Source organism: Streptomyces celluloflavus, from assembly GCA_000720995.1.
GTDB lineage: Bacteria > Actinomycetota > Actinomycetes > Streptomycetales > Streptomycetaceae > Streptomyces > Streptomyces celluloflavus.
In genome coordinates this window covers 19694-31559 of sequence record JOEL01000066.1, presented here as the reverse complement: position 1 = coordinate 31559, position 11866 = coordinate 19694, and the positions used below count along the sequence as shown (strand labels likewise).

15 protein-coding genes are annotated in these 11866 nt (G+C 69.0%); 4 read left to right on the top strand and 11 right to left on the bottom strand.

Annotated features, from left to right (window positions below):
• Positions 1-94: 94 nt before the first annotated feature.
• The 6 genes from IH09_RS33355 to IH09_RS33340 all read right to left on the bottom strand — a co-directional run bounded on the left by IH09_RS33355 (position 95) and on the right by IH09_RS33340 (position 4067).
• Positions 95-673 carry a GNAT family N-acetyltransferase gene (locus IH09_RS33355; RefSeq protein WP_052861301.1) on the bottom strand — a complete coding sequence of 193 codons (579 nt, stop codon included), beginning with the start codon at positions 671-673 and terminating at the stop codon, positions 95-97.
• Positions 642-1190, bottom strand: a complete 549-nt coding sequence (locus tag IH09_RS38365) for a lasso peptide biosynthesis B2 protein (RefSeq protein WP_240150700.1) — start codon at positions 1188-1190, stop codon at positions 642-644. The genes IH09_RS33355 and IH09_RS38365 overlap by 32 nt, the downstream gene beginning before the upstream one ends.
• An 88-nt stretch (positions 1191-1278) precedes the next feature.
• A complete protein-coding gene (locus tag IH09_RS33350; RefSeq protein ID WP_110952752.1) occupies positions 1279-2970 on the bottom strand; it encodes an albusnodin/ikarugamycin family macrolactam cyclase in 1692 nt (563 codons plus the stop codon).
• A gap of 75 nt (positions 2971-3045) precedes the next feature.
• A complete protein-coding gene (locus IH09_RS38360; RefSeq protein ID WP_107436930.1) occupies positions 3046-3186 on the bottom strand; it encodes an albusnodin family lasso peptide in 141 nt (46 codons plus the stop codon).
• Positions 3187-3424: 238 nt separating this feature from the next.
• Positions 3425-3661, bottom strand: a complete 237-nt coding sequence (locus IH09_RS33345) for a hypothetical protein (RefSeq protein WP_052861299.1) — start codon at positions 3659-3661, stop codon at positions 3425-3427.
• Positions 3662-3845: 184 nt separating this feature from the next.
• Positions 3846-4067: a hypothetical protein gene (locus tag IH09_RS33340; protein WP_052861298.1), complete on the bottom strand. Its 222-nt coding sequence runs from the start codon at positions 4065-4067 to the stop codon at positions 3846-3848.
• A gap of 258 nt (positions 4068-4325) precedes the next feature.
• On the opposite strand from IH09_RS33340, the gene IH09_RS33335 reads away from it, so the two are divergent.
• Positions 4326-5660 (top strand): hypothetical protein, encoded by a 1335-nt coding sequence (locus IH09_RS33335; protein WP_240150696.1) that lies wholly within the window; start codon positions 4326-4328, stop codon positions 5658-5660.
• A gap of 3 nt (positions 5661-5663) precedes the next feature.
• Here IH09_RS33335 and IH09_RS33330 read toward each other — a convergent pair whose 3' ends face one another.
• Positions 5664-6701 carry a hypothetical protein gene (locus IH09_RS33330; protein WP_190233483.1) on the bottom strand — a complete coding sequence of 346 codons (1038 nt, stop codon included), beginning with the start codon at positions 6699-6701 and terminating at the stop codon, positions 5664-5666.
• Between the two features lie 1150 nt (positions 6702-7851).
• Here IH09_RS33330 and IH09_RS33325 point away from each other — a divergent pair.
• Entirely contained in the window at positions 7852-8283 is a 432-nt protein-coding gene (locus IH09_RS33325; protein ID WP_318279636.1) for a hypothetical protein, read from the top strand.
• Positions 8284-8412: 129 nt separating this feature from the next.
• On the opposite strand, the gene IH09_RS39480 is transcribed toward IH09_RS33325, so the two are convergent.
• The gene (locus tag IH09_RS39480) at positions 8413-8571 is read right to left on the bottom strand and encodes a hypothetical protein (RefSeq protein ID WP_172451236.1); all 159 of its coding nucleotides are present in this window, start codon (positions 8569-8571) and stop codon (positions 8413-8415) included.
• Positions 8568-8804, bottom strand: coding sequence for a hypothetical protein (locus tag IH09_RS33320; protein ID WP_052861306.1), 237 nt, complete (start codon positions 8802-8804; stop codon positions 8568-8570). The genes IH09_RS39480 and IH09_RS33320 overlap by 4 nt, the downstream gene beginning before the upstream one ends.
• A gap of 72 nt (positions 8805-8876) precedes the next feature.
• On the opposite strand from IH09_RS33320, the gene IH09_RS33315 reads away from it, so the two are divergent.
• The gene (locus IH09_RS33315) at positions 8877-9521 is read left to right on the top strand and encodes a TetR/AcrR family transcriptional regulator (protein ID WP_052861295.1); all 645 of its coding nucleotides are present in this window, start codon (positions 8877-8879) and stop codon (positions 9519-9521) included.
• Positions 9522-10039: 518 nt separating this feature from the next.
• On the opposite strand, the gene IH09_RS33310 is transcribed toward IH09_RS33315, so the two are convergent.
• Positions 10040-10738, bottom strand: coding sequence for an aspartate/glutamate racemase family protein (locus IH09_RS33310; RefSeq protein ID WP_052861294.1), 699 nt, complete (start codon positions 10736-10738; stop codon positions 10040-10042).
• 262 nt (positions 10739-11000) lie between these two features.
• Positions 11001-11372, bottom strand: coding sequence for a DUF3703 domain-containing protein (locus IH09_RS33305; RefSeq protein ID WP_318279634.1), 372 nt, complete (start codon positions 11370-11372; stop codon positions 11001-11003).
• An 81-nt stretch (positions 11373-11453) separates the two neighbouring features.
• On the opposite strand from IH09_RS33305, the gene IH09_RS33300 reads away from it, so the two are divergent.
• Entirely contained in the window at positions 11454-11789 is a 336-nt protein-coding gene (locus tag IH09_RS33300; RefSeq protein WP_052861292.1) for an ArsR/SmtB family transcription factor, read from the top strand.
• Positions 11790-11866 lie beyond the last annotated feature (77 nt).

The following is an 11866-nucleotide window of genomic DNA, read 5'->3' as shown; positions in this document are numbered from 1 at the left end:
CCACAGACCATCAGGAACCAGCCGTTGCGACAGATCGACACCCACAAACAGCCATGATGCCGCACCTCACAGCATCACCACGTGAGACATCCTCTTAGGAGGACGTTCGCGTCTCAACGGCAGCAGATACCGCCGAAGGCCCGGAAAAGTCCTCGCGCAGAGCGTCCATGATCAGTTCGTCGGTGCGCTGCCCGAGCCAGAAGCCCGACTGCCGGAGTCGTCCGGCCGGTCGGAACCCGGCCTTCTCATAGGCCGCGATGCCGGCCTGGTTCGGCTCCAGGACCTTCAGCCACACCATGTGCAGCGAGCTGATGTGGAACGCCCAGTCGAGCGTGAGGCGGGTGGCCTCGGCCGCATAGCCTTTCCCTCGTGCCTCGGGGGCGATGAGCATGATGTACTCCGCGGTGCGGACGGCCTGGTCGATGTACAGGACCGTCATCCCGACCGGTTGCTCGTCTTCGAGCCGGACGACCTCGAACGCGGGGCGTTGGGGGTTGCGGGCCTGCCCTTCCCAGCCGGCGGCGCGGGCTTCCCAGCTCTGCGGCATCTGGTTGCCGTAACCGAGAACCGTCCGAGGATCGTTCTCCCACCGGTGGTAGGCGGGCAGCATGTCCTGCCGTGGCAGGCCGAGACCGAGCCGGTCACCGGGGAGAATGATGTGAGGAACGCTCACGATGTGCCTCCTTCGCGGCCCTGGGCGATCCGGGGCCGTCGGGCGTATGGATCGGGGTGAAAAGGGACGTCTCGGCCGGTTCTTCAACCGGACGCCCGTCCTGGTCAGCTATCCACGCATGAAGCCGTACCGGATCGGTGGCGAATCCGTGCCGCCACTCTGCCCGGCGTCCGGTGCTCGCCAGCAGGAGCGCGGCGGCGACCGACTGCTCCAGACAGCCCCACCGCGCAGGGACGAGACGCGACGCCCATCGGACGGCGCGAACGGCGTGCACGGCTTGCATCCGCGTAGCGGGCGGAAGGCTTCTACCGCCGCATCCAAGCCGAACCAGGCGGCGAAATCGCCCCTGACTGGGGCCGATCACCCGAACGGCTACCGTTGCGAGCAGTACCGGTATGGCAGCGAGCCGCCACCGTGCGGGCACGGGGCCTGGCAAGGGAAGCACCGCGGGGACTTCCGTGGTTCCCCACGACGGGGCGGCCGTACCGTGCCGCACTACCACTCCGGTTTTCTTCATGCGCGCCGCGATAGGGCGTAACTCTGTATGGCCAGTACGGTAGTTGATGGTGATGCATGAGTGTTCGGTGATGACCATCACCGTATCGCTATCGGTCACTGGAGCCGGTCTTCCTCTCAAGCCACTCGATCGCGGGTGCCCGGTCGACGGCGGCGAGCCACATCTCCGCATTGAGTGCTGGCAGCAGTGCGGGCCATGCCGTCTCGGCGCCGAGAGCAGCAGCGCGTACAGCCGTCCGCAATGGGCCAGGCGTGACGAGACCAAGGCCGGCAAGCCGCCCCTCGGCGAGGTCGAGCACACGACGCAGGTTCACCCGCATTCCGTGGTGAAACTCGCCGACGAAGATTCCCTTGGTCCGGCGGCGCCTTACGGCTTCGGGCAGCAGCGGGCCGACAGCGTCAGCGAGCAGCGGCTTGTACCGGCTGGCGGAACAGCGCTCCTGCGGTGCCACGGACAGGACGGCGTCGACGACCCGGCCATCGAGATACGGGTTGTGCAGCTCGACCCCGAACGAGTCGGCGAGTTGTTGCTCGGTACGAGCCGACCGTGCCACATAGCGCACTTCGGCGAGCAGCGCCGAATCCGACGTGACCTCGACGGCGGGTTGGGGCAGCTGATCCAGTGCAGCAGGGGTGACCCACGCCGGCCGCCGGCCCCCGCCGCCGACCAGACCGAACCTGTCGCGGTGCACCGCGGCTTTCACGAGACCCCAGGGGCTCACCCGGCGAAGCAGGGCCCACGCCTGCGCGTCGGCTACCAGGCGGCCCCACTGCCCGGAACGGGCCAGATCGGACAGGTGCGTCGGCGGTGGCTGGAACAGGGTGTCCCCGCCGTCCCCGGTCAGGTGGCAGACGGCACCGGCGCGGCCGACCGCCCGTAGCTGCGCCGAGCACCTTGCCCAGGTGATTGACGATGGCGCGGGCTCGTCCGTTGCCGGCAACTCCGTCTCTGCCTCACTCAGAGGAAGGTGCCGTTCGTCCAACGGGAACAAGACGTGCCGCATCGCCGACACCGTCTGGGCGAGGGCCCGGGCGTAGGCGACGTCGCCGCCTTCCGCGGCCCCGTCCGGGTGCACTGTCATTCCCGTGATCGGCCCTTCGAGTGCCGCCAGGACAGCCAGCGTGCTGGAGTCGAGCCCCGCGACATCCGACGAGACCGGGACACCGGCGACCCGGGCCCGTACTCCTTCGACCAGGGCATCGCGGAGCGACGCCACGGCCTCCCCGTAAGACCGCCGTGTGATGGCCCACCATGGGGAAAGCCGTTCCACCCGGCCGTCCCGCAGGACCAACTGGTGTCCGGCCGGCACCAGGTTGACACCGTCCCAGGCACTCCGCGGACCCATGTCCCGTTGCACGTCGAGCAGATACCCGGCGAGCCAACCGGTGTCGACCCGTCCGCCGACCAAGCTGGCCAGCGCCCTTGAACTGGAGGCCCATACGACACTGTCATGGGTGCGCACGGTGTACACCGGGCAGCCTCCAGCGGCGTCACTGACCACGTCGAGCACGCCGTCACGGGTACGGACGATGGTGTGCGCGCCGGCCCATGCACCTGCAAAAGCGGAAAGGTCCGGGCTCGCCAGGGCGTTGGCGAGATCGTCGTCGCTGGCCGAGCACGGGCCGAACACGGCAAGCCGGCCCCCGTGGACGGCGACCGTTCGCACCAGACGCCGTGTCGTGGGCCCCACCGTCCAAAGGGGCGGGTCGTCCCAGATGAACCGCGCGCCAGCGGGAGCGGCAGATCGTCCACCAGGCGCGCCTCCACCGAACCAATGCATTCCCCACCTCCGGTTCATCGATCACTGCGACGAAGCGGCGGCCTTCCCTGGAGAGAAAGGCCGTCGCCGTGTTCATCAGCCGTACTGGTAGCGCTTGTCCTCGGTGCTCGTGCCCGATCCGCCCTGGGTCAGGGCGGCCGCGTTGTCGAGGACGATCACCTCGGGTGCTTCGTCGACCTGCTGCGGCTGGTCGGACGTCCGCTCAGCGTGCTTCATGTGGTTTCCTCCTCCCGATCATCTCTGTGGTGCAACGGCCCCCAGCGGTGTCGCGGGCCCGGGGGTAGGGGGCGTTTGTCTCCCTCGGGCCTGCTCGTGTCCGTCTTCCTCCCGCGCACGGGCACTGTCAGAAGGCGGGGTCTGGAACCCGCTCCGGTACCGGTACGGCTCACCGCGGTCCTCGGGGGACTGCACCCACGGTGTGATCACCGGTAGCGGAGCGGGGGCTAGATGGGGTCTACACGACCTCGTGGTCAGCTGCCGACGGGCCGATGTCCGGAACCGCGGCGAAAGCCACTACGGGCCGGGCGAGATCGGTCTCGACGGCAGCGCCGAGCGTCAGAACGGTCAAGAACTGGAGCCCGTGCCACACCGCCTGCGCCGCGTCGATGTCCGGTACGGGCAACCGATGCCGCCTTCTGCTCACCGACGCGGGCCGCACGAGCCGGTTGCCCCAGTGCCTGCGGTGTCTCATCGAACCGCTCCTGTGTCGGAACGCGCAGCAGGCAGGCGGCACCGGCTGCATTTGCATGGCGGGAAACGGATACTCGACGGCGGCGGCGTTGCACGGGCCGACGCGGCCAGCACGGTGACGGACCCCACCTCCGTGCGGGCCAACGTCTCGGAGTTGACCCGGTAGACCCTGATCGTCATCCCCTTCACGAGGCGCCGCCCAGTTCGAGGTACGTCTTGAACACGTCCGCGGTCCAGTTGCGCGGGTCGCCGTACCGCGTGTAGAACTCCCGAACCTCCGGCGGCGCCGGGCTGGTAACCGGCGAGTTCGTGGCGTATCCGGCCCTCGCCGGCGTGCGGTTACCTACGTGGTTCGTGGGCGAACGGCACGGGTTCTGTGCAGTGGACACGACGACGGTCCTCTCCATCAGACGACTGTGGGGGCTGCTCCTGCCGAGGAACAGGCAGACCGGCAGGAGCAGCCCCGCCGGGCCACCACGGCCAATCCGGCTCTCCGGCAGGAGTCCAAACGCCAGGGGCGCCGCGGCGGTAGGCCCAGTGAACGCCCGGCACGGAGGAGCCTGTAATCCCATGAGTGGGCCCCCATGAGGGGTACACCCCGTGGGGGTGGGGGTACGCTCCGTGCGGCACGGACCATGCCGTTGCGTCATCACCTCGGGGGTGGGATGGAGTATCCGCTGTCACCGGCAGCACTGCCGCGCGCACTGCTCGCCGATCCACGGTTAGGCCAAGCACTTCAACGGCGCGACTTCGGAGCGGTGTTTGCTCTCGCCCACGAGGCGGCAGACACCAGCTACAACAAGATTGCCGAAGCGTGTGGGCTCAAGGCAGAACGGGTCGGAAAGCTGGCCCGGGGAGAGGGAGCCGTCACCACGCTCGCCGCAATCGAACGGATTGCTGATGGACTTCGCATTCCGGGGCGACAGTTGGGCTTGGCTGCGCGACCCTGGGAGAGCCGTACCAGTGCCTCCCCTGCCCGCATGGAGCACGACGATGGAGACGATCGGATGAAGCGCCGCAACCTCCTGCGCGGCGCCCTCGCCGCCGGCCTCACCGGCGCCGGTGCCGCCGCGCTCACCGCTGCCCGTCAAGACCTCGACTCAGCCCTGACCGACCACCCCACCGCGGACCTGTCGTACTGGGAGTCCACGGCCGAGCGGTACGGGTACGGCTACAACGGCAAGGCCCCCGTCAAGGTGCTGTCCGACCTGGTCCTCGACTTCGACGACATGAAGCCGCTTTTCGCGGACCGTCGGACCGTCAAGTCGCGGACGCGCTTGTGCCACGTCTCGGCACAGATGGCGGGAATGACCGCCATCGTTCTGCATGATCTCGGTGACCATCGCGAGGCACATGCCTGGTTCCACACGGCTCGGCGCGCCGCCGGCGAGTCCGGCGACACCGGCCTCCACGCCTGGGCACTGGCCCGGGAAGCGATGGTGCCGCTCAACTTCGGCGCCCCCGCCGCGGCTGCCGACCTCGCCGATCAGTCCCGCCACCTGGCGGGCGGCCAGCCATCAGCCGCGGCTGCGCTCGCCTGCGCCGTCGCCGCCCGCGCCTACGCCGCCCAAGGGAACCGGGAAGCCGCGCTGACAGCCGTTTCGGGGGCCGAACAGCTCATGGACCGTCTCTCCCCGCAACAGGCCGTCGACACGTGGCTCGGCTACCCCGAGCAGAAGCACCACGTCCATCTCAGTCAGGCGCTCACCATCCTCGGAGAGACGAAGCGGGCGTACGCCACTCAAACCCGCGCGCTGGAGTTGTCCCGCAGCCCGAGCCTGATGACGCGTGCACTGATCTCCATCGACCGAGCCTCGTGCTTGGCCCACGACGGAGAGCCCGAGGAAGCCGCACGCATTGCCGCCCAGGCGTTCGGGGAGCTGCCACCGGCGTACCGAACCGGGCTGACTCGCACTCGTGCGCTTGCGCTGTACGGGATCGTCCGGACGTCACCGGGCGCGGGACAGCTGAGGGACGTCTTGGACGCGTCGGCGGCCTGACCTTCACTCCCGCGCCCCTGTCCGCATCGCGGCGCGGACCGCGGTGAACAGCGTCTGCCCCGCTCCCACAGCTGCGGGGCTGTCACTGTCAACGGCAGCCTCGGCCTGCTCACAACGGCACGCCGCACACAGCCGCTCGTCGTCCACCGGCCGGAACAGCAGCGGCTGGAGATGCTCGCCGGTGCATTCCCGCATGGCAGCCACGCGCGGTGCCGCGGGCGCCCCGGTAGCCCTCTGCTCGCCGAACGACGGAGCTTCCGGCATCTTCCGCACCAGTCGGTTGTGTACCAGTGCTGCCGAGCAGTGCACCGTCTCGGGCAGCCCGGAGGTCAACGCTTCCTGGATCTCCCGGATCGTGGACCCGCGTTGCAGCCATTCACCGGCCAACGGCGCGAGCCGCCGCACTTCGCGCCCGCCCAGCCGTAGCCGCCGCTCGCCGTGTGAGACGGCTGCGAGCGCCTGGGCGCCGCGGTCCACCAGCTCACGCGGTACCGAGGCTGTGGCGGCAGCTTCCGGTGCCGGGGCGTCTTCGTCGTTCCGGGACTGCCCACCCTCCCGCCCGTCGGGTGCCGCCGTGTGACCGAGGCCGGGGGCGCGATCGTCGGGCTGCTCGTCGGGGGAGGGTGGGTTGGGGGTGTTCTCGACGGTGTTCTCAGGGGAACGGCCGACCGCCCGGCCCGTCGGCTTACCGGCGGCCGGAACGCCGTCCGCCGGCCGGCCGTCGCGCACCCCGGCCGCCTCTGCCGGGTCGAGAGGAACGTTGGAGACGAGCTGCACGGTCGACCAGAGGCCGGCCTGGCCCTGCCGCCGCCACTCGTGCAGGTAGCCCTCGGCGGACAGTTCCCGCTTGGCGCGGATGAACGCCGTCTTCTTGATCCCGGCCCGCTTCGCCGTCGCTGACAGCGACTCGTCCGCGCTGTCCGGGAGCGACAGCTGCCAGGTCAGCAGACGCACGGCATCCGATGACAGACGGGGGTGGCGGATGATCTCGTTCGGCACCTGCGAGAAGAAACGCGCAGGCGCGATAGCATGCCTAAGCATCCCAGGGAGCTCCTAACTCCTTGGCGGTGTAGGCCCTCGATCGGTGTTCCAGCACCATCGGGGGCCGCTTCGTTTTCGGAACGAAGCAACCGAATGCTGATCACAGTACCTCGTGATCAACGGGTAGGGCTGCTGTTCTTGCGGGCCCAGATCCTCACGGCAGGGGATGGCTCCGGGTGGTCCCCGTGCGCTGCGCAAATGTTTGCGGCCGCGACATCGTCAGGGCTCTGTGTCCCGTCGCCGACCGCGCAATGGTCCGGCGCCGGTCACCGGTGCGGACCTGGTCAGGGGAGTGGCATGGCAGCCGTTTCAGCGCGTTTCCTGGGGAGAATCTGGGGAGTCCGGGGAGCGGCGGGGGAGTGCGGACTGCAAAAGAATCGCACTCCCCGAAACGCTACGAAACGTAGTCACCGCAGGTCAGGCGTCCTAGCCGAGTCATTTACCCCGGTCGCCCCGGGTGGGGAGACAGAACCCGGCGTATAGGCCGACTCGTCCGCCACTACGGGCCCCAGATCAGCGAAAATTGCTGGTCAGAGGCCCGTTTTGGGTTGGTGGAGGGCTTCGCCGGACCCCGTTCCACAGCGGTTCAAACCGGACCGCACGGCTACGTAAGCAGCCTGAAGGTAGCCACGGAAGCAACCGTGAAAGGCTGTCGGATATCGATCCGGCCGGGCGGAGAAGCAGCGGCTTCAGCCCTTGGGTACCGGGCGGTCAGGCGTGAGGCCCGAGCCGGCAGTGGAGGGCTCCTTCGACGTCTTGGGGCCGGTCGTCAGTGGCCCGTCGGGATCTGTCGAAGGCTTGCCGGCGCATGGGATAGGCAGCGACGGTGCGGTCGATCTCGGCGACGAACGCATCGAGGAAGCTTCGGACTATGTCGCTGCCGGGGCGGATCTCCGGCTGTCCATTTTCGTTGAAGCTGAGACACCGCAGGCCGGTCCGGCTTCGCTGCGACGCTGTTCCCGTAAGGGGGCGACGACCACGCCGGGGCCGTGGCAGAGTCCTCATCATGCGGATACCCAGACCCGGATACGTTGCTGCGGGCCTTTTCCTGGGCGCTGCTGCGACCCTGACCGCCTGCGGACAGCAGCACACCGGCCCGACGGCGACCGGCCCCGCCCCGAGCCTCGGCTCTACCTCTTCTCCCTTGCCTGTGCGCTCCCCCCTCGGCCCCGCACGGGGCAATGTGGAGCCTGATTCCCATGACGGAGCCCCGCACTACCGCGAGAACAACGGCTTCAAGATTCCCAGGGACATGTCTCCCGCCGGCGAGGAGGCCGCCCGCGAAGAAGCCGCCCGCATCGAGCCCGTCCTCAAACGGCTCTGGACGGCCAAGGCGTGGGATGCCGAGAGCGTGCGCGCGGCGCTGCTCAAGCTCGGCTACCGAAATGAGGGCCCGGACAGCGAGCAGGGGCGCGGAACGCTCTTCGTGCAGGCCCATGACCGCAACCCAGGTGCCAGCGTCGCCCTCAACGTCCGTCACGACGCCTGTGTGACCGCGTTCGTGCAGACGACCAACTACCAGGTCAAGGTCAACGGCCGGTTCCTGGAGACCGGTTGCTTCGAGCCGCGCGGTGGCCACTGAACGCCGGGGCTCCTGGACGTGCCCCGAAAGCGTGGCCCTGTGGGCGAGGGCAGCGGCTTGATTCCGGCGGGACTGCGGAGGTGGTCGCCGACCGTGCCTCACACCCGCGGATCGGTTGGTGTCGTCGGGTCAGTCGAGCCGGTTCTTCGCGCGCCCGGCCCTCCGCCAGAGCGCCGCCATTCCGAACGCCAGGATGCCCAGGGCCATGGCCACGATGACGACTTTGATCATGCGGTCCAGCAACAGGTGGTGAAGGAGTTCCGACGACTTCGCTCCGAGGCCGATCATCGGCGGCCATCCTGTCGCCACGAGCGGGACGCTCCGTTCTTCCCGCCTTCAAACCGTCGGGCAGCGGCGCGCAGCCCGGCCCTCACCGCGGGGTCCGTGTACCGGCGCAACTCGTTGAGCTTGCCCCTGCGCTTGAGGGCCAGGGCGATGGCGAAGACCAGCAGCGCCAGCGCCACGAGACCGCCCGCTATCAGGCCGAACCTGATGAGCATGAAATTGAGGTACGTCTCCATGAAGAAGCCTCCCACTCGTTCTATCACGCCTGTGATAAATGCGTTCTATCACAGGCGTGATAGAAAGGCTTCATGCCCAAGCACGTAGACCCGGATGCTCGCCGTCGCCACGTCGTCGACGCGTTGTTCCGAGTCGTCGTCCGTGAAGGTCTGCAGCGCACCTCGCTGCGAGCCGTCGCCGACGAGGCCCAGCTCAACATCGGCTCGCTGCGCCACTACTTCGCCAGCCAGCAGGACCTGATGCGCTTTGCGATGCAGTCGATGCTCGATCGGGTCGAAAGTCGGCTGCTCGAACACGTTGAGCGGATCGGAGACCTGGGCAACCGCCCCCGTCCCGAACGGCTCCGGCTCGCAGCGGGGTTCCTGGCCGAGCTTCTGCCACTCGACGAGCACCGCCGTGCCGAGGTCACCGTCTTCTTGGACTTCAACACGGCTGCCCGCACCAACCCTGCCTTCGGTGACCTGTCGCGCCAGGCCGCCGAAGGCACGGGAAAGCTGGTGCGCCGCGTGCTCACCCGGCTCGACGCGGCAGGCGCCCTGCGGCCCGGCCTCGACATCGGCATCGAGACCGAGCGGCTGACGGCGCTCCTGGACGGACTCAGCCTCAGGGCCGTCCTGCACCCCGAGGTCCTGAACCCGCGGACATGTGCCGACGTGCTGTTCACACATCTGGACGATCTGTCGATGCCGGCTGGGACTCCGGGCTCAGCGCATTGACCTCAGCGCCTGGTGGGTCGCGCTGCGTGAGCCTCGGGGTGTTCGACGCCGGCCTGGCCGGCTTCCATCCGCAGGGAGCGGGCGGGGCGGGGGCGCGCCGGGCATGGCGGCCTTACCGCTGCCGCTGCCACTGCGGACGACATCGACATCGGCTTCGGAGCCGATGCGGCCGGCCGGGGCGGTTGCCGCCCGGTGCAGCTCGTCGTCCAGTGCTTCCTCGGTCCCGGCGGGGTGGGGTTCGAGGAAGTCGGGGATGTGGTGCGCACGGCCGCCGTACGGCGAGCCGAGAGCTGCCGGCCGCGCACCGCCGGCCGCCTGGCGCACATGACGCGCCCAGACCTGGTTGCCCCCGAAGGCGGGCTGTCGACAATGGGGCAGGATGCTCCTGGCTCCTCAACAGCGCTGAGTTTGCTCGGTTGTTGTGATCGCTCGGCGTCGTGCGGGGAATCCGGCCGAGGCCGGGAGGAGGGGCTTTCGAGCAGACCGGCCCGACCAGGCAGGCGGCACTGCGGTCCGGGCTACTGTCCTGATGTGAGTGCCGCGGTGACGGCGGCCTCCGCGTGTAGGCGGGTGGTGGCGAAGACAGGAACGGGGCTGTGCTCCGGGCCGATGAGGAGCTCGATCTCGGTGCAGCCGAGGATGATGCCCTGCGCGCCGGAAGCCACCAGCCTGCTGATCACCTCGGCGTAGGCCGCCCGCGACTCCTCCCGGACAATGCCGAGGCACAGCTCTTCGTAGATCACCTTATGGACGACGGCCCGGTCGTCCACGTCGGGAACAAGGACCATCAGGCCGTGCCCGGCCAGGCGGTCCCGGTAGAAGTCCTGCTCCATGGTGAATGCGGTACCCAGCAACCCCACTCGGCGCAGACCTGCGGTCCGCACCGCGGCCGCCGACGCGTCGGCCAGATGCAGCAGTGGAATACCTACGGCCGCCGCCACTTGGTCGGCGACCTTGTGCATGGTGTTGGTGCAGATCAGCAGCAGGTCCGCACCAGCGGCCTGCAAAGACCGGGCGGCGTCGGCAAGAACGTCCCCCGCCTCATCCCAGCGCCCGGCTGTCTGCAACCGCTCGATCTGAGCGAAGTCAACCGAATACACGATGCACTTGGCCGAGTGGAGGCCGCCCAGTCGTTCCCGGACCTGTTCGTTGAGCAGCCGGTAGTAGACGGCTGTCGACTCCCAGCTCATGCCGCCAATCAACCCAATGGTCTTCATCGCCCCACTCTCGCACGCCCTTTCCTGACCGCGAGGCTGAGGGCTGGCATGACGGAAATCCGGTATGACTGAAATCCGGAAGGACAGAAGTGCTGCCTCTGTGACAGAGCGATCGGCCCGTTGGGGGCCGGGTGGGCCTGGCCCGTTGCGCGTCACCGGGTTCTTTCCGCCCCGCTGGAGTGGACCGCGGCCGTCGAGTGCCGGCAGGGCGCCGCCACGAGAGCCGGTGATCCCGGGGCCGGCGACCCGCTTCGGCCCGGATTCACGGCTGCATCGCGACACCGGCCTGGCTGAGCAGGGCGGCGAGGTCGGCCGGGATCGGCATGGGTGTGTTGATGCCGACCCGGGTGCGGCCGGTGTTGCCGTCCGGGTAGTTGCCGGCCGCCGAACCGGGGGCGGCCACCACCAGGCGTACCAACTGGCCGAGGAACTCCCACACATCGCGGTCGCGGACGGCGAGGCGGAGCATCACCCCATGTGTGTGGGTGTGGGGCCACGGCCAGGGCTGGGACAGGATGTGGGCGCGCTCGATGGCCCGCCACCGTTGCGGGGTCGGTCCCGGGGTGCGGGCCGCGGTCATCTCGGCGGTGAACGCCTTGAGCAGGGCGGGCGGCATGGGAGCGCAGCGGGGCACGGCAGACCTCCGGAGTCGATAGTTCAGGAATCCCTAGATTCAGGATTACGTGGATTCAAACATCCTTGTATTTTGTTGTCCATGCTGACCCTCGCCACCGACCTCGACGCCCTGGCCCGCTTCGGCCGGGCCCTGGTCGACCCCCTCCGCTGCCGCCTGCTGCTCGCGCTGCGCGAGGCCCCGGCCTACCCCTCCGACCTCGCCGACATGCTGGGGGCCTCCCGTACCCGGCTGTCGAACCATCTGGCCTGTCTGCGCGACTGCGGCCTGGTCGTCGCGGTGCCCGAGGGCCGCCGCGTCCGCTACGAGCTGGCCGACCCCCGCCTCGGCCACGCGCTGGACGATCTGCGCAACGCCGTCGTCGCCGTCGCCGCCGACCGCACCTGCGGAGACGCCGATGACAAGGGGGGCTGCTGACAGCGGGGACATACGGGATATACCCCGGGCCGGGTCGGGCCGGGCCCGGTCCGCGGCGACGCCAACCGCCCCGTCCG

Excerpts from the sequence above, each read along its gene's own strand:
- IH09_RS33340 (WP_052861298.1), bottom strand. The coding sequence starts at position 4,067 with ATGGAGAGGACCGTCGTCGTGTCCACTGCACAGAACCCGTGCCGTTCG.
- IH09_RS39480 (WP_172451236.1), bottom strand. The coding sequence starts at position 8,571 with ATGATCGGCCTCGGAGCGAAGTCGTCGGAACTCCTTCACCACCTGTTG.
- IH09_RS33345 (WP_052861299.1), bottom strand. The coding sequence starts at position 3,661 with ATGAGACACCGCAGGCACTGGGGCAACCGGCTCGTGCGGCCCGCGTCG.
- IH09_RS33350 (WP_110952752.1), bottom strand. The coding sequence starts at position 2,970 with ATGCATTGGTTCGGTGGAGGCGCGCCTGGTGGACGATCTGCCGCTCCC.
- IH09_RS33330 (WP_190233483.1), bottom strand. The coding sequence starts at position 6,701 with ATGCTTAGGCATGCTATCGCGCCTGCGCGTTTCTTCTCGCAGGTGCCG.
- IH09_RS33335 (WP_240150696.1), top strand. The coding sequence starts at position 4,326 with ATGGAGTATCCGCTGTCACCGGCAGCACTGCCGCGCGCACTGCTCGCC.
- IH09_RS33320 (WP_052861306.1), bottom strand. The coding sequence starts at position 8,804 with ATGGAGACGTACCTCAATTTCATGCTCATCAGGTTCGGCCTGATAGCG.
- IH09_RS33300 (WP_052861292.1), top strand. The coding sequence starts at position 11,454 with ATGCTGACCCTCGCCACCGACCTCGACGCCCTGGCCCGCTTCGGCCGG.
- IH09_RS38360 (WP_107436930.1), bottom strand. The coding sequence starts at position 3,186 with ATGAAGCACGCTGAGCGGACGTCCGACCAGCCGCAGCAGGTCGACGAA.
- IH09_RS33310 (WP_052861294.1), bottom strand. The coding sequence starts at position 10,738 with ATGAAGACCATTGGGTTGATTGGCGGCATGAGCTGGGAGTCGACAGCC.
- IH09_RS38365 (WP_240150700.1), bottom strand. The coding sequence starts at position 1,190 with ATGAAGAAAACCGGAGTGGTAGTGCGGCACGGTACGGCCGCCCCGTCG.
- IH09_RS33315 (WP_052861295.1), top strand. The coding sequence starts at position 8,877 with ATGCCCAAGCACGTAGACCCGGATGCTCGCCGTCGCCACGTCGTCGAC.